Annotated in this window: 14 protein-coding genes; 6 read left to right on the top strand and 8 right to left on the bottom strand. The window is 40.6% G+C overall.

Features of this window, described 5'->3' with window-relative positions:
- Positions 1–19: 19 nt before the first annotated feature.
- The 7 genes from BLU33_RS15115 to BLU33_RS15145 all read right to left on the bottom strand — a co-directional run bounded on the left by BLU33_RS15115 (position 20) and on the right by BLU33_RS15145 (position 16,126).
- A complete protein-coding gene (locus BLU33_RS15115; protein ID WP_091374623.1) occupies positions 20–2,467 on the bottom strand; it encodes a glutaminase family protein in 2,448 nt (815 codons plus the stop codon).
- A gap of 161 nt (positions 2,468–2,628) precedes the next feature.
- On the bottom strand, positions 2,629–4,905 hold the full coding sequence (locus BLU33_RS15120; protein WP_091380618.1) for a GH92 family glycosyl hydrolase: 2,277 nt from the start codon (positions 4,903–4,905) through the stop codon (positions 2,629–2,631).
- Positions 4,906–5,068: 163 nt separating this feature from the next.
- The gene (locus BLU33_RS15125) at positions 5,069–7,246 is read right to left on the bottom strand and encodes a hypothetical protein (RefSeq protein ID WP_197684508.1); all 2,178 of its coding nucleotides are present in this window, start codon (positions 7,244–7,246) and stop codon (positions 5,069–5,071) included.
- Positions 7,247–7,314: 68 nt separating this feature from the next.
- Positions 7,315–8,070: a DUF3823 domain-containing protein gene (locus BLU33_RS15130; protein ID WP_091374626.1), complete on the bottom strand. Its 756-nt coding sequence runs from the start codon at positions 8,068–8,070 to the stop codon at positions 7,315–7,317.
- A gap of 10 nt (positions 8,071–8,080) precedes the next feature.
- A complete protein-coding gene (locus BLU33_RS15135; RefSeq protein ID WP_091374629.1) occupies positions 8,081–10,018 on the bottom strand; it encodes a RagB/SusD family nutrient uptake outer membrane protein in 1,938 nt (645 codons plus the stop codon).
- Between the two features lie 12 nt (positions 10,019–10,030).
- Complete coding sequence (locus tag BLU33_RS15140) at positions 10,031–13,255, bottom strand: SusC/RagA family TonB-linked outer membrane protein (protein WP_091374632.1); 3,225 nt, start codon at positions 13,253–13,255, stop codon at positions 10,031–10,033.
- 327 nt (positions 13,256–13,582) lie between these two features.
- Positions 13,583–16,126 carry a Kelch repeat-containing protein gene (locus BLU33_RS15145; RefSeq protein WP_091374635.1) on the bottom strand — a complete coding sequence of 848 codons (2,544 nt, stop codon included), beginning with the start codon at positions 16,124–16,126 and terminating at the stop codon, positions 13,583–13,585.
- A gap of 357 nt (positions 16,127–16,483) precedes the next feature.
- Here BLU33_RS15145 and BLU33_RS15150 point away from each other — a divergent pair, with 357 nt between their 5' ends.
- On the top strand, positions 16,484–17,104 hold the full coding sequence (locus BLU33_RS15150; RefSeq protein ID WP_091374638.1) for a hypothetical protein: 621 nt from the start codon (positions 16,484–16,486) through the stop codon (positions 17,102–17,104).
- Between the two features lie 2 nt (positions 17,105–17,106).
- Here BLU33_RS15150 and BLU33_RS15155 read toward each other — a convergent pair whose 3' ends face one another.
- Positions 17,107–17,844: an NUDIX hydrolase gene (locus BLU33_RS15155; RefSeq protein ID WP_091374641.1), complete on the bottom strand. Its 738-nt coding sequence runs from the start codon at positions 17,842–17,844 to the stop codon at positions 17,107–17,109.
- Between the two features lie 348 nt (positions 17,845–18,192).
- Between BLU33_RS15155 and BLU33_RS15160 the strand changes: the two genes are divergently transcribed.
- From BLU33_RS15160 to BLU33_RS15180, 5 genes are all read left to right on the top strand, one after another.
- Entirely contained in the window at positions 18,193–19,383 is a 1,191-nt protein-coding gene (locus BLU33_RS15160; RefSeq protein WP_091374644.1) for a sensor histidine kinase, read from the top strand.
- A gap of 18 nt (positions 19,384–19,401) precedes the next feature.
- A complete protein-coding gene (locus BLU33_RS15165; protein ID WP_091374647.1) occupies positions 19,402–20,097 on the top strand; it encodes a LytR/AlgR family response regulator transcription factor in 696 nt (231 codons plus the stop codon).
- Positions 20,098–20,211: 114 nt separating this feature from the next.
- Entirely contained in the window at positions 20,212–20,589 is a 378-nt protein-coding gene (locus BLU33_RS15170) for a response regulator (RefSeq protein ID WP_157682162.1), read from the top strand.
- Between the two features lie 50 nt (positions 20,590–20,639).
- Positions 20,640–20,900, top strand: a complete 261-nt coding sequence (locus tag BLU33_RS15175) for a PqqD family protein (RefSeq protein ID WP_091374653.1) — start codon at positions 20,640–20,642, stop codon at positions 20,898–20,900.
- Positions 20,887–21,942, top strand: a complete 1,056-nt coding sequence (locus tag BLU33_RS15180) for an ATP-grasp domain-containing protein (protein ID WP_091374656.1) — start codon at positions 20,887–20,889, stop codon at positions 21,940–21,942. The genes BLU33_RS15175 and BLU33_RS15180 overlap by 14 nt, the downstream gene beginning before the upstream one ends.
- Positions 21,943–21,955: the final 13 nt, after the last annotated feature.

Consider the following 21,955-nt stretch of genomic DNA (forward strand, 5'->3'; position numbering starts at 1 on the left):
TGACTTCTTTTAAATACCCCTATTTCTTAGCAGTCATTTTTTCTTCCAATAGTTTCATAAAGTACCCTCCTACTACGCTCCTTGCCTGGAAACCTACCTGTTTTCCATCGGTGGTTTCATGCCAGTCGCTAAGTGGTACGCGGGTTGGGGTTTCTATCGCATATTTATATATCGGGTCAAGCAATGCTTCAAAGTCAACCTGATTGCTTGCCAGTGTCGCGGTCCACATTATCCAGTCGGATTTTGTGTAGGTTTTGCGGCTATCCAACGGTAAACCAAAAGCGTTTTGTTTAGTGAGATAGAATTTTATCTCCTTATCATAAACCGATTGCGGGAACAATTTAAGGCCCAAAACTTTATCCCAAACCATATTGTACTTTTGGCTCCAGCTGCCCGGGTTACCAAATGTTAAGGTTGAGTGGTCGCCATCTGCTGATAATTGGATCCACTTACCTACCATGCCTTTGGCTATTTCACGGTATTTTGCGGCAGTTTGCTTTTCGCCCAGCTGATCTGCCAGCTGTGCGTAGCAGGCAATACCTACAATTGCTTTTACTGATAAGTTGGCATTACGCGCCAGGTGACCTGCAAAGTCATCTGTACAAAGCTGGTTTTTAGGATCAAAACCCTCATTAACCAGATAATTAACCCAACGGCTTAATGTTTTCCAATGCGGGCGTGCATATTCTGCATTACCTTCAGCCTTTGCAATAGCAGCAACCAGGATGATCATATTGCCGGATTCCTCCACTGGCATACCTTCGCCATACAGCTGGCCATTGGCTAAAGGATACTCACCCAGATCATGTGATGCATAATCCCTGTTAAATTTGCCGCTCTCGCTGAAATAGAAGATCCCGTTCAGCATCCCCTCCATTAGTTTTGGATTGTAGATCAGATATAACGGAGCTGACGGATAAGTAACATCAACCGTATTGATAAAGCCACCGCTAAAGTTCTCTTTCGATAGCCATAGGATCTGTCCCTGTGGACTTTTAACCAGGTCATGAGCCGCAATACTTTGGCGGTAAGCCAATACACATAGTTTCGCATATTTATCGCCACCTGCATGTATAGCATCTTTGTACATCGAAGCGTTAAATACCTCACATTTCTTAATCACAGATGGATATTCCGCAGCTGATTTTTCCAGTACCTGTACAATGGTTTTTAGTTGAGCATTTTGCCACCATGGTTTTAAATTGGTATGAAAATACTGGATCGGGGTAATATCATCATAACCCAGCTCAATAAATTTCTCTACCGGGGTATTACCTACATTACCAAATGGTATTACAGTGTTTAAAACGATATCCGTGCCTTGTTTAGCCGTGGTTGTGCTTACATTATTTACAAATGAGCCAACTGCATCAGCATTACTACCAGTGTATTGCAGCGCATTAGTAGCCTTAGGTGCTGCTACATACAGGTATCCCCAATCAATACGCACATCATCACCACTCTTTTTCAGAATAGGCTGTTCGTCGGTACCCACTTTTAACATAGATAAGCTGGCTGATGTTATTTTTTGAGCTGTTACCGCTTGCGACGGCCTATCGCGGGCAATATCAGCCGATGCGCTGAAGAATACTTTGATATTGTGCTGCTTACCATCATTTGATTTAACCTTATACGAGATATAAGATACCGGTCTTGATAAAAGCGCTAGGTCATTCAGTAATAAAGGCGAAGTGAAGGTTAGCTGCAGATCAGCACTACCGCATTCAAATTTATAAATGGTTTGTGTGGCATTTAAATCAACACTGGTCTGTTTTGCTACTTCTATTCTGCGTAGTTTTTGGTTGATCTGATCAACCAAACCAACATCAACTCTTGAACCACCTCCGGTATTAACCACGTGTACAGCTAATATATTCTCACCATTTTTTAAAGTATTGGCGATTGGAACCATGCCATAATCATTGGTAACACCTACTTTTTGATATACTTTTTCACCATTCAGGTAAACATCAATATCATCATCGTGTGATAACTTTAATATCAGCTTGTTGATCATGCTGGCATCTGCTACTGTAAATGTGCGCCTAACCCAAATATCATGGGTAGTCCATTTGGTTTTATCAAAATCATCGGTACCTATTGGTGCCAGGCCATCTTTCCAGTCGGCTGCATTGTATTGGGCCGATTTCCAATCGCCTTTAGGTTCGGTTTCGGTATATTTTACCGGGTAGTTAGCTTCATCTGCTGCAGGAAGTATGGTTTTATAAGCCTCAGCTTCTTTACCCATAAAACGGTACACTTTATCATCTACCTTAATAAAGCCAAGCAGGGATTGGTTTTTACCCGTCCAGTGATGAGTTGTCGATTCATTAAGGCTATCTGTATTCGACCAGATACTGAAATATGTATTATGTGTAATAAGCGGATAAGCCGGGGCCTTGCGCTCCTGGGCAAAAACAGTGCTGCCTGAAAATAGCAGCAGCATTAAAAAACTTAATTTGTTCATAGTAAATGGTTGTATATAAGTTGGTTTTGTTTATAGGCCTTGTATGCTCAAAAACACCACAACTGTATAAAAGTTGTGGTGTTTTGCAGATCGGGACATTCAATTATAGGGTATTTTAAACCAGAAAACATCCTTTATTTTAAAAAATATGCGTTAAAAATTTATTTTTCATCTGATAAGGAAAATGGAACATCGGCTGGTTTAATTCCCCTTGCTTTATTCGGTTTAGCTGCCATGTCCATATCGATAACCGCGCCCTGTAATAATGACGAATGGCCCACCCAGTTCAAATCATATAATTTGCCATTATAGGTCATTGTATTCACGTATTTATTATCGGCACTATTTTTTGGTGCGTTAACTATTATCTTTTTGCCGTTCTCCAGGTTTACTGTTATTTTTTTGAATAGTGGCGCACCCAGTACATACTGCGTACTAACCGGGCATACCGGGTAAAAACCTATTGCTGAAAACACGTACCATGCCGATGTTTGTCCGTTATCCTCATCACCGCAATAGCCATCAGGTGTTGCTCTATACATAAGGTTCATAGTTTCGCGTGCCCAGTATTGGGTTTTCCATGGTTCGCTGCCATAACCGTATAAATATATCATGTGCTGTATAGGCTGGTTACCATGCGCGTACTGGCCCATATCGGCTACCTGCATTTCACGGATCTCATGTATAGTTGTTCCGTAATAGCTGTCATCAAAAATTGGAGGTAGAGAAAATACAGAATCAAGCTTAGCTACAAACTTTTCCCGGCCACCCATCAGGTTCATTAGTCCCCGTATATCCTGGAAAACTCCCCAGGTATAGTGCCAGCTGTTACCCTCAGTAAAAGCATCGCCCCATTTAAACGGATTAAAAGGTTTTTCAAATGAACCATCCTCATTTTTGCCCCGCATTAAACCGGTTTCCGGGTCGAACAGGTTTTTATAGTTCATGCTGCGCTGTTTGTAAATACCAATCTCTGATTCAGGCTTGCCAAGCGCCTTGCCTAAACTGTAAATGGCAAAATCATCATACGCATATTCCAGTGTACGGGCAGCATTTTCATTTATATTAACATTGTAAGGCACATAACCCAGTTTGTTATAGTACTCTACTCCCCTGCGGCCTGTGGCGTTTGGACCAGTATTGTTAGCACCATGCTTTAATGCCTCGAACAAAGTTTCAATATCATAACCACGCGCGCCTTTTAAGTAAGCTTCGGCAACTACCGAGGCGGAATTGTTACCCACCATACAATCAGCATAACCCGGGCTCGACCACTCCGGCAACCAGCCGCCTTCTTTGTAATCGTTAACAAGCCCCTGCTGCATTTCTTTATTTATGGATGGATAAACCAGGTTAAGGAATGGATAAAGCGCTCTGAAAGTATCCCAGAAACCGGTACCGGCAAACAGGTAACCCGGCATCACTTTGCCGTTAAACGGACTGTAATGTACTATCTGCTGCTTTGCATCAACCTCATACATCCTGTTCGGGAAGAAAAGCATGCGGTACAGGCACGAGTAAAATGTGCGCGTTTGATCGATGGTGCCACCCTCAACATTTACATGGTTTAAGGTTTTATTCCATACCGCTTTGGCTTTTTGTTCGGTAGCATCAAAGTTATCGTTACCCAGCTCGCGTTTTAAATTCAGTTCGGCCTGCTCAATGCTGATGAATGATGAAGCTACCCGAAGATGCACCTGCTCGCCCTTTTTGGTTTTAAAGCTGACAACCGCGCTCGCGTGATCACCCTTATACTCTAACGTTCCTTTATTTTCCTTCAGGCTTTCCCATACCGATGTTTGCTCAAAAGGCTTATCGATATAAATAACAAAGTAATCCTTAAAATTTTCAGGAACAGCGCCACTGTTTTTGGTGCTATAACCAATTATTTCCTGCTTACCGGGGATGATCTTTACATATGATCCCTTATCAAAAGCATCGATAATGATATGTGAGCTATCGCTTTTCGGAAAAGTAAGCCTGAAGTTTGCCGCACGCTCAGTTGGAGTAATTTCGGTAGTGATATCGTAATCGGCCAGGTAAACGCTGTAGTAATAAGGTTTAGCCGTTTCAGCCTTGTGCGAAAACCAGCTGCCGCGATCATTTTCATCAAGTTTTAATGTGCCCGATTCAGGAAAAATGGAGAACATGCCATAATCATTCATCCATGGTGAGGGTTGATGGGTTTGCTTAAAGCCGCGTATCTTATCGGCATCATAGGTGTATTGCCAGCCATCGCCCATTTTACCGGTTTGCGGCGTCCAAAAATTCATGCCCCAGGGCACGGCTACGGCAGGATAAGTGTTGCCGTTTGACATGATGGGCTTTGATGCCGTTCCCATTAGCGGATTTATATAATCAACCAGGTTGGCATCTTTAACTTGTGCTAGTGTAATCAGGGGTAAAAAGGCTAGTGCCGTTAGAAGTGTTTTTTTCATCAATAGTTTTTTTTCGGGCAAGCACCCTGTTGTATTATGTTATGTAAATTGTGATAAAGCGGCGCTGGAATACGTGTAACAACAGGCCCAAAAGCAGTAAACTCCCGTACATATTTTCTATGTACGGGAAGTAAAACTACTACTAAACCAATTATTAAAAAAATTACCATTTTAAGTTCACCTTTATACCATCGGGAGTATTATCGAAGCCCATGTATAACGTATTTGTACTTTTATCCCACGATGTTTTCACATCGGTTATTGTGTTACTGCTACTATCGGTAACAACAGTTTCTTTTGGTTGCGATGGTAACAGCACACGTACACTGTTCAATGTATTTTTAGGGCTTTTTGCCACGAATGAATAACTGCCAGGCTGTACCTGTTCATCATATATTCTTGATGCTGATGCCAGTACCTGGGGCTTGTTTTTATCTGCTACGCGACTAAGATCGTACAATAAAGATTGCTCGCCCGGATTTACAACTTTCTCAGTAAGTACCGATAACTGCGGATCAAAAAGATCAATAACAGGGCCCTTTACCGTATATGGCTTACTGTCATCATTCTCATCCATTACAGAGATAATATCATAAGGACCACGTTCAAGATATAAGCTGTTTTTATATGTTATTTTACCCGCATGGGCATCTTTTTCATAAGCTTGCTTTACCAGGCTGGTATAATCAGCATCACTGTTTGCCTGTAATACAAACTCCTTAGGGTTTTGCCTTACAATATAAACCATGCCCTTACCAACTTTATACCCTTGTTTATTAACGCTGGTATCAATATGTAATAATTTAAACAGATGCTGTGATGGAGCAGTAAACTTATTGCCTTTTGTATCCCACCATTCCATTACACTTTGGTATGGGTCATTATCGCGGCCGCAATAAATCAGTACACCGCCTTTTTTAACCCAATCGGCAATATATTGGTGCACCTCCGGGTTAGTTGGTTTCATGTTTGAGTAACTCATTACCAAAACCTTAATATTTTGCAGCGTTTGCGCATAAGCAAGGTTTTCCATATGTACGGTTTGCACCGGGATACCGCGTTTTAACAGCGGTAGCGTTTGTCCGTAAAAATTAGAGAATTGCGGATCCTCAAAACCATTATGCGTTGGAAAACGCTGAAACATTAATGAATTGCTCATTAGCACCCCAATACTATTCACCCCAGTTACCTTATTCGGTGATAATGGCATTTGATTCAGCACATTGATCATGATCTGCATTTGTGTTGAGTAAGACTTAGGTATCAGCACGCTCGAATCGCTGTATGCCACTTTATACGGGCGGGTATAGATACGCTCGGGCCATGGCATTACCTCATAATTATCAATCGTGGGGTATAGTATTTCAGCGGTGAATGTAGCTTCGTAGTTTTTGCGATAGTCGGCCCAGTCACGTGGCCAATCCTCTATCGGGTCGGTTAAAAAGAATAATTTCCTCCCTGTTGGCGCGGTCATTGATACCATTGAGCCATATTCAAGAAAAGCATTTTCAAATACCCTCTCTTTTCGCTGACCGTTGAAATAAGTCGGCTCGCGCGAAGTGCCTGTCCAAACCTGGGCTATGTAACCGTCAATACCAGGCAACGATGCCAAACTAGCTTCAGGGCTCACAATTTGCCATGAAGAATAGTTTACCAGCGAATGCGTTGCTATATAAACCTTCACATCCTTGCCCTTACTTTTGCCGTACTCCTTGGCATAATTTGAAACCTGTTTTATGGCATTATAAAATAGCTGGTATTTTAATTTGCTCGACAGGTAGGTATTCTCTGCCGATGCATCCTGCGGACGCCAAGGGAACCCGTAATATTTTTGCCATTCTTCTTTAAACGGCTGACTATAACCCGCTCGTGCCCAAAACTCGGGCTCTTCTAAAAATATGGTAGTTATACCGGCATCAATCACCCTTTTTACCACCGCGGTTTTCATGTACTCAATAAACGACTGTACCGGAACTACATAAGGCATGTTTTTGCCATGAAAAATAGTATCGCCTTTTTGTGTTACCTGCCCTATTCCCAGGTGGTTTTTGCCATCCCATTTACCCAGAAAATAATCGAAATATGTACCCCATGCAATACCGGTCATAAAAGCGGTTTGGTAACCCCTATCGCGCCATGATTGTACGCGCTGTTCAAATGTTACGCCGGGGCGATCATTAGTACCGTATACAATCGCTACGTCTGATCGTACATCAATTTGGGGTATCCAGGGGCTACTGGTTTGGAAAGCTGTTTTTTGTCGACCGGTATCCGGGTTATTTTGCGCTAAACCAGCAAGTGAGATAGTTATTAAACTACAAAAAAGGGCAGTTTTTTTCATGTAGATGCTTTATTATTTCTATTATTTTATAAAAAAGGAGGGCTGTTAACCCTCCTTATAAATTATGATCACGGATATTTTGCAGACATTGGGGCATTGTAGTTATACTCATCAAGCCCGGCATTGATCCTTGCGCCAACACGGAAATATACATCCTGCGCCGGCATTGCGCCGCCGGTAGTGGTAATGGTTATAACCTGGCCCAGTAACGCGGTACCGGTTGAACCACCATATGAAACCAGTTTTGAGTACCTTGGGTCGTAATTATTATTGCCATCGTACTGTGTGTTGCTTACATACAGGTTAATATCGGTTATATCCTGCTGGTAGTTCGCATTGCTGGTACCGCGGGTAATTTTAACCTGTACGGTAACTGTACTATCAGCATTAAACACCGGCTTACCTACCCATTCAACCCTTAAAAAAGGCTGAACTTTAAAGTTAAGCGTTGCCTTGCTTGTTAACTTAATAGTTTGGCTTGAGTCGGCTGTAACCGTACCGGTATTATCTGTAGTCACCAACGGTACAAACGGCCCTTCAACCGAAACCTTATAAGTTGCAGCAAATATTTTATCGTCGTTAAAAGTACCATCCTGCATCGATTGGAAATACTCAGGCGTAGGATTAGCGCTGTAACTAATCTCCAGCAATTTAACGCGTGTACCGCCGCCGCCAATTTCTGTTTGTACGGTAGCCCCTGTGCCCTCGTCAATTGTGCTGCCGTTTATGGTATCGGATGGCGCGGGGTAATTATCAATTTTGCTGCACGAATTGCCGGCAATAACTGCCAGACAGAATGCTGTATAATAGAATAGCTTTTTCATCTTTAATATATTAATAACCTGGGTTTTGAACTAAGTTTGGACTCTTTGATATAGCGCCCTGCGGTATTTGCTCATAGTACCATCTTGGGTCGTAGGTGTAAACATCGTTACGCTCATCTGTACGTGCATCAAAGAAATATTTGCCTGCTTGTGCTGAATAGAATGGCATCAGGATACGGTATATGGTTCCGTTTTGTTCTTTTGAGAATGTTCTCCATCTTTTCAAATCCCAATAGGTTTTATTCTCAAACGCCAGTTCTTTTCTTCTTTCAATACGAACAGTATCAATGGTCATTGATCCGGCACTTGTTAACAATGTTGCACCAGCCCTTGAACGTATTTGGTTGATGATAGTAAAGGCATCCTGCGAATAATTAGTAGCACCGCTTTGACCCGCGCTGTTCAATTCAAAAGCTGCTTCAGCACGGTTCAGTAACACTTCGGCATAACGCATCTCTATCCATGTTTGGGTTTCGTTATTTTCCAGCACCTGTGATGTTGGTAAATTAGGATTTAACCATTTACGTACCGAGAAGCCTGAAATTGCGCAGGTTTGGTCGCCTGTAAAAATGCCGCTCAAACCGGCAGGGTTCATTAATGTTCCATCAGGTAATTTGTAGGCCGTTTGTGATGCGGTAGCTGATACAACAAGATTTGTAAGCGGGTACTGAGATCTTGAACCGGCTGGTAATAGCGGACTTATACCACCTGCAGATGGACCGGTATATATAGCACGTTGTATATCTATACTTTGCCCTTTAAATACATCGCCCGGCAATATAACTGTAGCGCGCAGCCTTGGTTCTGCGTTAGCAAACAAGTCCATAGTGTTGCTGAACAGAAGGTAATGACCGCTCGCATCAAGGTTTTGAATAGTACCATTTGAGTTCTTCGGTATACCATCAAACATCTCCACAAAATCAAGGGTTGGGTTTACTTCAGATGAATAACCATTTGGCCCGATCAGCTGGCGTGGCACGTTGTAGGCATCATAACCGTGCACCGAGTTTGGATACTGGTATTCCCTTACAAATATGCTTTCGCTGCTTCCCGCATCTGAGAACAGGTTCACAAAATTCTGGTACTGTGCTGTTTTATCAGTGGCCGACCATGATTTTAAATACAGGCTATAAACACCGTCAAGCGTTTTAGCGGCATTATATGCTTTCAGGAAATAACCGTTGGCAGCGCTGGATGGTATACCGCAAAGCTGATTCTTTTGACCATCAAATAAAGTGGTGGTATTGTATTTGGCAATGGTGCCCGCATACAGCATCGCCCTTGATTCAAATGCTGCTGCAACATATTTATTTGCACGGCTGCCATCAGCCTCATCAGTATTTACCGCAGGTAAGTTAGCAATAGCGAAATCAAAATCGCTGGCTACCTGGTCCCAAACAGCTTGCTCTGATGAGCGGGGTATCTGCAATTCATCGGTACTTGTACCTACTGTGTAGTTCAGGGTTTTGTTAACGAGGGGCACGCCGCCAAAGCGTTTCACCAATCCAAAATAAGTCATGCCACGCACAAAATAGGCTTCGCCTAGCCAGGCATTTACCTGAGCCGTACTGAAATTACTTGCATATGAGGGTAACGTTTGAATAAAGTAATCGCAATCACGAATGGTTGTATATGAGCCACCCCATATATCCCAATTCCAGCCGCCGAAGTTCTCCTGCATAGAGCTTGTTTGGTCGCGGCTAAGGGCTTCACCTGTTGTAGCCGGTGTTGGGCTGATGATCCAGAAAAAATTCAACCCACGCTGAGGTGAATACCTGAAATCCTCAATAGGCAACTCACTGTAAAGGCGTGCCATATAGGCTTGTATACCCGCTGGGGTAGAAAATACGTCAGGGTCCTGGATGATATTTTTTGGTGGTATATCCAGCTTTCTGCAAGCCGTTAAACACACAAATAATGTTAATAATATATAGTTATATTTTTTCATGATTTCTTTCAATTAGAATTTAACATTTAAACCTACGTTGTACAATTTATCAAGCGGGTACAAGTAGCCGTAAGTACCTGAAGGGTGTTCAGGATCAACATACTTAACATCGGTAATAGTAAACAGGTTATAGCCGTTTACAAATACCCTTACCCCCTTAACTCCTATCTGTGATAAAAATTTATTAGGTAAATTATAGCCGATCTCTAAGCTCTTCAGCCTTAAGTAAGCAGCATTTTGAAAGTTAAATGTTGAATTGGTGTTGGCAGTAGTACCAGTGTAGGCAAAATGGCCCGGCACCCATACAGTATTTGGGTTGTACGGATCGGCATTAGGATCAGCCGGGTGATAATCGTTTAAAAATTGGGTTAACGCGCTGCCACCACCCCAAAGCGGGATGTTTAATTGCTCGATATATGAAACGCTGTACATGCTGGTTCCCTGTAGCAGCATACTGATATCAAACCCATCGTATGAACCGCCTAAGGTAAGGCCGTAAGTAATTTTAGGCGTTGTTGGCAGGCCGTTAGGGTTACCGCCATAAGCTATTGGGTGGTTATCATTACCATCAATCTGCCCGTCGCCGTTCCAATCCTGGTAAATGTAATCACCTACTACTGTGCCACGGTTTACATAAACAGGGCTGTTAACAATTTGACCGTAGTTTTGATATTGGCCTGCTCCGCTATATCCCCATTGTATACCCTGGTTTCTGTTGGCTTGATTATCTAACCAATCAAGGTAGGAGTTACCATGCTTAGATTCAGCATAGGTAGTGTTCATGGTATAGGCGAATGAGAAGGTACCTTTTACATTGTAATTGAATTTACCAATGTGATTATGGTGGCTCACTTCAAAGTCAAAACCTTTGGTCCTGTCGCCGTTAATATTTTGCTCAGGCAGGGCTGCACCAAGTACATCAGGCACCTGCAATATTGAGGTTGCCAACAACCCTGTTCTATTACGTATAAAATAATCGAATGTAATACCTAACATGCCTTTCCACATGTCAAGATCAGCACCTACGTCAAAAGTATGCGAGGTTGACCACGTTACGTTTGGATTTGGCAAACCTGTGCTTTGTACTGCATTTACAAAATTATTACCAAATACCGCACCTGTAGGTAACTGGTTGTTTGAACCATTTGCAGGATAATTATATCCGCTCAGGAACTGGTAAAACAAGGTACCATCATCACCCAAAACACCATATGATGCACGGAACTTTAAGTTATCAATAAATGATAATGCCGATGAATTCTTCCAGAAGTCCTCATCAGATATACGCCATCCTACTGAACCTGAAGGGAAGAACCCTGATTTTTGGCCCGGTGCAAATTTTGAGGATTCGTCATTCCTGAAGCTAAATTCACCCAGGTATTTGCCATTATAATCATAAGTAACCCTGCCTACAAGTGAATTTGTGGCATAGTCGGACAAACCATTGGAAGTTTGTGTTGCATTTTGATTAGCTGCATTACCGGCAATTATCTGGTCAACGGGTATAGCAAGCTGCCTGTATGCTTCAAAGTTATCAGCGCTTTGCTCATTACCTTCATAAAGTAGCAAGGCACTTAGGTTATGCTTGCCAAAAGAGTGCGCATAGTTTAATGAAAGCTGATCGGTATTTTGGGGATAATCATAATACTGCCTTTGAACAAATGCAGGTGAATTGTTTAATGCTGCATTATAAGTTTGTGTTGCCGAATTATAGGTATACAGGTTGTATGATTGCTGGTATAATTTATTGTTCTGTATCTGATCATTGTAGCTATACAAGCCTCTAAGGGTAAGCCCGTCAATAAAAGGCAGCCTGTAATCAATACTGATTGATCCGTTAAAGAACTTATTATTTTGAGTGCTGTACCCATTAATATTTGAGTTTTCATATGCTATAGGATTTCCCCCATCAACACTACCCTGCCATAAATACATGGGGTTGTTGTTAGCATAGAAGGTTTCAGTAGGCAATTCCCTCCATGTTTCCCTGGTAGTATACCAGAATGATTGAGCCGGAGAATTCTTTTGATCCATTATAGCACTCATGTTTAAGTTAACCGTAATGTTCTTTCCTATTTTACTGGTAACATTTGAGCGCACATTATAACGTTTGTAGTTAAGATCGTTACTGGTTAATATCCCATCCTGATCGGTAAAGCCCGCGCTTAACAGGTATTGCGTATTTTCGGTTCCACCTGTTGCGGTTAGGTTATGCTGCTCCTGCATGGCTGATTTTTTGAAAACCGCATCGTACCAGTCAGTACTTTGTTTGGAGCCGTCAGCATAAGCAGCAAAATCCGCAGGGCCATAAATGATCCTGCCACCATTAGCCTGATGCTGTGATTGCTGATTAACAAGCGTCATGTATTGTGTAGCATCCACGGGCTTAGGTAAGCCTGATGGCACCTGTGAGCCAAATGTGCCTGAATAAGTAAGCTGAAGTGTGCCTGCCTTACCTTTTTTGGTGGTGATCAGGATAACACCGTTCGCTGCTTTAACACCATATACTGAAGCCGCAGCATCTTTTAGTACGGATACGCTTTCAATATCATTAGGATCAAGCCTGGTTAAAATATTACTTGAACCTACGCTATTATCGCCATTACCACCGGTAACACTGAAATCGGGCATTTCCACACCGTCAACAACGATTAACGGGTTACCCATTCCCCTTATGGAAATATTGTTGGCAAAATCACCTGGCTCAGCAGTATTTTGTACTACCTGTAAACCCGCAATTTTACCCGTAAGCATGTTTTCAACGTTCTCGTTTTTGGTAGTAACAATTTCAGCTGCATTGATAGATGTAACCGCGCTTGTTAAGGATACCTTTTTCTGCGTACCGTAACCTACTACCACAACTTCATCAAGATTTGAGGATGCAGGGGCTAACTTTACAGTTATTGTTTGCTGATCGCCTACAACAACTTCTTTTTTGCCGTAGCTAACAAAAGTAAAAACAAGGGCAGTGCCCTTAGTGGCACTGATAGTGAATTTCCCGGAAACATCGGTAGTTGTACCGTAAGTGGTGCCTTTTATCATCACACTTACGCCAGGCATGGTATTGCCTTTTTCGTCTAAAACTGTACCCTGAATTTTGTTAGTGCTTTGTGCAAATATAAATGCCGGGAGCAGTAACAAACACACCAGAAGCGAGAGGTGTGGAGATCGGATAACTTTTAGTTTTGCCGGGCAAAGGGTAATAAGCCGACCATAACTTGTAAAAATTTTCTTCATAATAAATTGGTTAATTGGTTAAAAATTGTGATTACCTACCGGGAGCCAGGACGGCCGGGTACGGAGGGTTGTTCACTTGGTTTGATACCACAATGATAGGCCGCACAGTATTAAAAAATGGGTTAATAAATGGGTTAATAAGTGAAAAAATATATTAATCTCAGCAAATAACAGGCAGGGGGATTAACATAAGTCGACAAAATATTTCCCAACAGTTAAATAAATCAATAAATAGCATTATTACTATTTAATATGGTGAAATGAATATTGAGTTTATTGAATGCCTGTGGTTACAGGCATACATATTGGCAGATCGGCAACAAATAGTTAGTGCAGTATCTTATCAAGGCTGATAGGATAATCAACACCTAATGATTTTTTATATTCGGTTACAAACTGGTCATAGATCTTTTTGCTGTGATCAATTCCTTTTAACCGTCTGTAGCTTTTTAATTGATACTTTAAAGCGGTATCATTAAAAGGATCGGTATTTAATATCAGTTTACTTATTTCTAATACTACTTTATAGTTTTCTTCGGCATATGATTTCTGCAATTGAGGTAGCAGTTCATTCATTAACTGTTCTTCGTAATTAACTTTAAAATCATCCAGCCAAACATCGGTCATATCACTTAAAAATGATCCACGGTTAATCAGCTCAAAGTGATCGGCAATTAATCTATCTTTTTCAGCTCCGGTCTTTTTAAGGGCATCTATTACCTGATAGTAATCGCAAAAGAAAGTTTCATTAGTATTAAAGAAGTATATATCATTTAAAAAAGTAAGTTCAACACCTTCAATATCGCCCATAGCGCTTCGCAGGTGATTAAATGTAACGCCTTTGATATTCTTTGTTTTGGAGATGTCTTTATCGGGCCATAACAACTGCGATATTTTTTTGGAAATTATACCATTATTTTCCTTACTGTTTAATAAGATGAGGATAAACAGCTGTTTAATTTTCGGGCTGAACAGATAAGTAATATCCCTGCCCTTTTTATCAATAACCATAAACTCGCCAAACAGGTAAACTGAATTTATTTTTTGTTCCTCAGTTTTTTCATCAACCAGCATTTCACCCTCCGGCTCAGCCCCAACGGGTATAAACGGGTTCTGCTTTCTTCTTGTGTACTGCCATACCAATGCGCCAATGAACAGTATGATAATCAGTCCTCCTATATATTTTAATTTAATAAAGGATTTAGCCCGCCATTTGCTGGTTTGCTGGTAACCGGTATTACTTACCGGAGGATATGCCAATGAATATACTTTTATAGTAGATTTATTAGGATCTGTAAACTCCTGTATGGTACATAACAGCTGATTGGTCTTACTATTCAGGAAGAGATTGATATCGCTTTCTATCCTTTCAGATATCACCGGTATCGAGGCACTTACTACCTGGTACGAGCCATCTTTAATAGAGAATTTGTAGAGCTTTATGCTGGTCTTAAATATTTCGTGCGGATAGCACATGGCGTAAAAATACTTGCCATCATCAGAGAGCACCAGGTTATTTGCAGGCACAAAAACATCATTATTAGGGTGAATGTCCCAACATTTTTTTATGGTGTGATTTTGCAGATTTATGCAGTACAGGTCATAGTATTGCCTGCCGCCCACTACCTGGTTGCCCGATTCATTGCCATAGCCCCCGAATAAATACACTTCATTGGCCTTATTTACATTACTTACCGCTGAGAAGAAACGAGGGGTAATGGTATCGCCTTTAAAAGCGACCTTCTCCCATTGGTCTTTACCGGGGTTATACTTAAAAAAATCATTGTAATACCTGTAAGAACCATAACCACCAAACAGATATATACTATCCTGGCTGGTGCTATAAAAGATATTGTGATGATGCCTTTGCCCTTTAAATTCTACTTTGCCTATCGCACTCCAAGTGAGCGATTTCATATCCAGTGAGGCTACACTAGGTTCAGTTGGGTGTTCGTGATAGGCCTCATATATATAACACTTATTCTCCCTGGTATTAAAAATACTTTTGCCCAGTAATAACGGTACAGGCGAAGGTCTTTTAAATGCCGATGCAACTGTGCTCCCATTCTCGCTGTCATAAAAAATGATAGAATCACGGGTAAATATGAATAGCTTGTTATCAATAGGTGTAAAATTGAGGCCTGCCACCTGTTTAAATGAATGTTTGTAAGCCGGTTTCCAGTAGTAGGAATCATTGATGAGCCAAACCGGGTTTTCAACTATACCCAACTCATCACCATCAATACTATGAACTATATTACCGGCCGATTCACTTAATGGGAATGAAAAACTTTTTTGATCGTTGCCAACCGTCAGGTTTTTTATAGCCATATCGGGCACTTCAACATAATATTGATTTTTACCGAATACTATTTTAGCTGAAACCGTATCATCCAAACCCAACTGATAGGCATGGTATACCTTATCATCTATATAAACATCAACCTTATCATCTTTCAGGTTAAAATCAACTTTTACCTTTATCCACTTGCGTTTATGCAGCTGCGATGTCTGTATGGGGATATTTAGCTTGTTGCTTTTTCTATCGATATTAAAGTATAAATAACCCGTACCATTAAGGTACAGGTAGCTTAAACTGTAGGAGTTATTTTTACTGGTAAGGTTAAAAATGTAGCCCAGGTTTTTATTATCCCACAACGAAAGATCAAAGTTGATGGATAGATTATCCCGAAACAAAGGCGGATTAGTACTAAAAACCGTATATGACGTGCGCTTGTTTAACAGGCTGTCATTTGAATTAAACATTAAGCCCTGGGCATGCGCACCTGTTAAATGAAAGAATACAAATAAGAAAAAAGCAATTCTATAAATTTTAATGTTGACCAATAAAAAGTTATCAGATTCTCGCATTAAGGGTTTTTCGTTTTAAAAATTATATATAGTTATGTATATTTTGGTTTATGACGCTAAATTAGAATTTAAAGAGCGAAAAAATAGTAATTTGTATTTGTTCGCTGCTGCTTGTAATAAATCACCTGAATTACAGTATTTTTAATTTAGAAACTATTATCTCTTTATTAATAAATAAATCCACTTATTACACCAATAAATAATACTAAATATCGCTGCTGCATATGCAACAATTGTAACCAGAAAATGTTGATCATAAGTAATATATGCAACAATTTCAATAAAATTATTGCATAGCTAAAATACCAGTTTTTATATATCATCATTACTGTTTAAATCTTATTTTTCAACCACCATATGTTACAAAACCGTGTAGATCCAACAGGGAATATTATTAGCACCAGCGCACGTGGCGCCTGGATGGGTAACCGCGGGCAATTGCATGATGCCGGTAAGCACATACTGAGGCCTTTTAAACTTAAAGCCTGGCTTATATGTTTGCTTGAATTTAAAGAGCGGCACAGGCAGGTAATGGCACCTAACCTTTACACTGAATTGTTCTTTTTGGATGAGGCAACCGCTTTTGCAGCTGGGCACAGGCCTTGTTTTGAATGCCGCAGGGAAGATTATAATCGTTTTAAATCCCTTTGGATAAAAGGCAACCCTGAATACGGTTTTAATAAAAAAACATCCATCCGTGAGATAGATGAAATAATACATAACGAAAGAATTGACCGGAAAGGAAACAAAGTAACTTTTGAAACCTCTATAAACGAGCTCCCCGATGGTACATTTATACTGATTGAAGATGAGCCCTATTTATTGGCAGGACACCATATTTATCATTGGACACCCTTTGGCTATGACGAAAGTACGCCGTTGCCTGTTTTAGAAAAAGTAACGGTACTAACTCCCAGATCAACAATCAATGCTTTTCGTGCAGGATATAATCCACAAATAAAAAATGAAATTGGCTGATTTTACCAGGTAAAGTTTTTTAATGATGCCTCATATTTAGCTACATCAAATTTATACAGGTCAGGTGACTTGTGCGCCCCTCCTTTTCTTGTTTTCGGCAGCTTTATCAATATATCAAACTTCATAATGCGGCGATAAAAGTTACCGCGGTTCAACTGTGTACCTAATATTGATTCGTATAGGTTTTGAAGCTCAGTTAAAGTAAACTCCTCTGGCAGCAAATTGTAGCCTATGGGTTTATAGCTCAACTGTTCCTGCAAAACCTGCAATGCTTTATCAACTATTTCCCGGTGATCCATCACCAGTTCAGGCAGTGCATCAACAGGCTTCCACTCACAGGCAGCAGAAAATTCATCAGCAACAGGTACCACTTTTGTATGATCAACCAAAGCATAATAACTCGTGGATATAAAACGCTGCTTATGCCAAAGATAATCAGGATAGCCTTCAAAAAAACGCTCAGAGCGGTTAACATCCCCAAATGTGCTGAACTGGTGTAAAAACACATCATCAACATTAGCACGTTCCTTTAAAACACGCTTAACAGCATCATTAACATTCTCCTCTTTTTTAACATAGCCCCCCGGTAACACCCACCGCGTATCACCAATTATTTGTAACAGCAGCACATTTAATTTACCATTATTAAACCCGAATACCACGTTATCCACCGATAAATGCGGAATACAGGTTTCCCATAATTTCTGACTGCGCGATAGGATCTTTTCAGCGATGCTCATAACATACAAATGTATGATTCAAATAATAAAGTTTAGGAAATTCATGTTGGGCATATAAATCTACACTTATTTAATTTACTTCATCTATACATAAGTATCATTCGCCGATAGATGGTTACCGGTATACAGATTATTGATCACCTTTACATTGTGCCATTAATTTTGAGATCAGCATGATGGCATTATTGAGATCAGTTTTCATAATTGAGCGCCTGTGAATAGCAGGTGCTCAATTTATGCTAATGTTTTACTAAAAAGCACCCATCACAAAAATCGGCCTGAAAAATGATTGATATTAACAGCGATAATATATAATGCAAAGGCTATTTTTGAGAAACATACATTAATATGCTACGCTCCAGGCTTACTACGTTTTTTATTCATGCTACCGGCTGGCTCATCTTTTTGGGCTTTCCACTGCTGTTCATGAATAAAACACAGGAGAATACGCACAATAGTTATTTTGTATTACTGTCGCCATTTTACTGGCTGTTTTGCTTAACCTATATTTTTATGTTTTACCTGAACGCCTGGTACCTGGTGCCAAGGCTTGTTTTCAGGAAAAAGTATTTCTACTATGGCATAATAGTATTGCTGCTTTCGGGTTGTGTTTACTTTTTGCAGCCATTTGATAACCTGCTTGGCCATAACCTGCTTAAAAATAAAAACCTAAACACCCAGCAGGCAGCTGCACCATCCATGGCGGCAGATAATCAATCAGCTACAGGTATTACCGACAGTACCGGGCCCAAAAATTTACCGTTTGGCCCCCTGCCCCATCAGGACCTCCGCATGGAAGACCCGCGTTTTAAACCATCAAACCGTATCATATTTATACACCAATCGGGTAATATTGATATGGTTGGCTTATTTATATTTATTGTGGTAATGGGTTTAAGTGTTGCGGTAAGCACCGTACAAAAATGGCAGTTAACTGAGCAGGTGGTAGTTAAAGCTAAAGCTGAAAAAGCTAACGCGGAGCTATCGTTCTTAAAAGCGCAGATCAATCCCCATTTTTTGTTTAACACGCTGAATAATATTTATGCCCTATCGGTTACTAACAGTGAGCATACATCTGAGAGTATTATGAAGCTGTCGAACATTATGCGTTATGTTACGGATGATGTGACTGAGAATTTTGTATCGCTGCAAAGCGAGGTTGATTGCATAAATGATTATATCGACCTGCAAAAACTGCGTTTAGGTAACAAAACCAAGCTCGATTTTACCAGCACCGGAGATTTTAGCAATAAAAAAATTGCTCCCCTGGTATTAATGACCTTTATTGAAAATCTATTTAAATATGGTATCAGCAATCATAAAACTTCGGCTATAACTATTAGGATAACAGCTGATGGCGATAAACTAAAGCTCTTTTGCCAAAATACTATTTTTGATAAAGATAAGCCTAGCACCCGCAGAGGGATAGGTATAAACAACACAAAACAGCGCCTTGAGCTGATATATCCCGGCAGGCATAAACTGGACGTTAACGCCAAGGATAGCCTGTTTACTGTAAACCTTGAAATTGATTGTTAAGTATAAAACACAGCATATATGGAGTTGAAATGTATAGCCATTGATGACGAGCCCCTGGCGCTTGAGGTGATAAAGAAACACATCGCGGATTTTCCACAGTTGAAACTGCTGCATACGTTTGAGGATGCTATTTCAGCCGCTGAATACTTACGTAATAATACGATAGACCTGCTTTTTATTGATATCGATATGCCCGACATCACGGGCATTGAGCTGGTGCGTTCGCTTAAAGAAAAGCCGATGGTAATATTTACAACGGCCCATAAAAACTTTGCCTATGAAGGCTTTGAGCTGGAAGCACTGGATTACCTGCTAAAACCTATAGACCTTAAACGTTTTTCGGCCGGGGTAAATAAGGCTATTGATTACGCCAAATACAAAGCGACTGGGCAAAGCGAGATGGATGGTTCATTATACGTGCATTCCGAATACCGGATGATAAAAATAGAGCTGAAAGAAATAGAATATATTGAAAGCATGCAGGATTATATAAAAATATACCTGAGCAATATTGAAAAGCCTGTTTTAACACTTATGTCGCTTAAAGGTGTATTAGAGAAGTTGCCGCAAGCGGAATTTGCACGCATTCACAGGAGCTATGCAGTGGCTATAAAAAAGATAAAATCCATACATAACCATAAAGCAAAGCTGAAAACAATTGAGTTACCTATAGGTAACAACTATTCCGATTTTATACAGTCATGGTCGAAATAAAGGAACCTTAAGCGCAATTTGGTTTCATCGGTAGATAATGCTGATTTAGCGACACATTCTTTTGTTTAAATGCTGATAATAACACCTTTACATAAGCATTTAAACTATTGTAAGATGGAAATAATAAGCAAACAAAAACGGATACTGGTACTAGATAATAGTGGCAGGATGTTATCAGTTGTAAATGAAATTATGCATTACGGTGATTTTGATATTCTTACGGTTTACGATTCGAATGCTATCTGCGATAAGGCCAAAGCTATGCACCCCGATCTGATCATTCTGGATTATTTGTTGCTGAACAATGAATGCGAACAAGTTTGTAATGATCTGAAAGAGGAGAAGGGCCTCGAAAACATTCCGGTAATTGTGGTGAGTACCTACAGGAGCAAAAAGATCCGTTCGGCAGCATACAGGTGTGATGCCTTATTTTTAAAACCGATGGATATGGAAGTACTGGCATCAAGGATTGATTACTTAATGGCTTCGTAATAATTGTAAAAATATTACATTTATAGCCTGCAATACATATATCAAAATAAATGAAACTGAAAAAGAACATAGCCACAAGTGAGAACGGGTTTATTTTTAACCCGGCTACAGGCGATTCATTTTCAGGCAATGCAATGGCCTCGGAAATATTGCTGGCCATGAAGAATGGGGATACAGAAGCGCAGATAAAACAACACCTATTACAAAAATACGAAGTTAGCGCAACGCAGCTTAATCGCGATTGGGAGGATTGGATAGTACAGCTGAAAGAAGCTAATTTGCTGGAAGCCGCAATTTATGACAGCAAATAACTACTCCGGACTTTGTATTGGGGTAACCGGCCTTAATGCCAATGATAACCCAGGCCCAGGCGTAGCAGTAATAAGAGCGCTTAAGGAAGGATTGGGTGCCGGGCTCAGGATCATAGGTTTATCTTATGAATCGCTAGAGCCGGGGATATATATGCATGATATGGTTGATAAAACCTACAGCATACCCTACCCAACCGAAGGAACTGCCGCACTGTTCGAACGTTTAACTTATATAAATGATAAGGAACAGCTCAATTTCATCATCCCCAATTTTGATGCTGAACTACATAATTTTATAAAGCTTGCCCCGCAATTGCAACAAATAGGTATCCGTACCTTTTTGCCATCAATTGAGCAATTGATGCTTAGGGATAAGGTTAATTTATATGACTTCGGTCAAAAGAACGGGTTTCATGTGCCTACTGATCATAAGTTATACGCAGCCGATGATGTTCAAAAGGCTACAGAGGAGCTTGGTTTCCCGGTAGTGGTGAAAGGGAAATTTTATGAGGCCTACATCGCTCACAACAAAGAGGCGGTAATAAAGGCATTTAACCAATTAGCAGCAACATGGGGTTACCCGGTTATAGCGCAGCAGTATATTAAAGGAACTGAAATAAATATAGCTGCATTAGGCGATGGAGATGGCAACAACAACAGCATTGTGCCTATGCGGAAATTGTATATTACTGATAAAGGAAAAGCCTGGGCAGGTGTAACCATTGAGGATGCAGCGCTGATAGCGCTGGCGGATAAGTTTGCCAAAGCAACCAACTGGCGGGGAGGCTATGAACTGGAGATCATGCGCGATGCGGATGACAAACTGTTCATATTGGAGATTAATCCCCGGTTCCCGGCCTGGATATACCTTACGGCAGCAGCGGGGCAAAACCAGCCACTTGCATTGGTAAAAATGGCTTTAGGTGAAAAACTTAACCGTTTTGAGGAATACCAGGCAGGCAAACTATTTATCAGGCATTCATGGGACCAGGTAGTTGATATTGCCGATTTTCAACGAATATCAGCACTTGGCGAATTATAAAGAGATAAGATCA

This window comes from Mucilaginibacter mallensis, from assembly GCF_900105165.1.
GTDB classification, from domain to species: Bacteria; Bacteroidota; Bacteroidia; order Sphingobacteriales; family Sphingobacteriaceae; genus Mucilaginibacter; species Mucilaginibacter mallensis.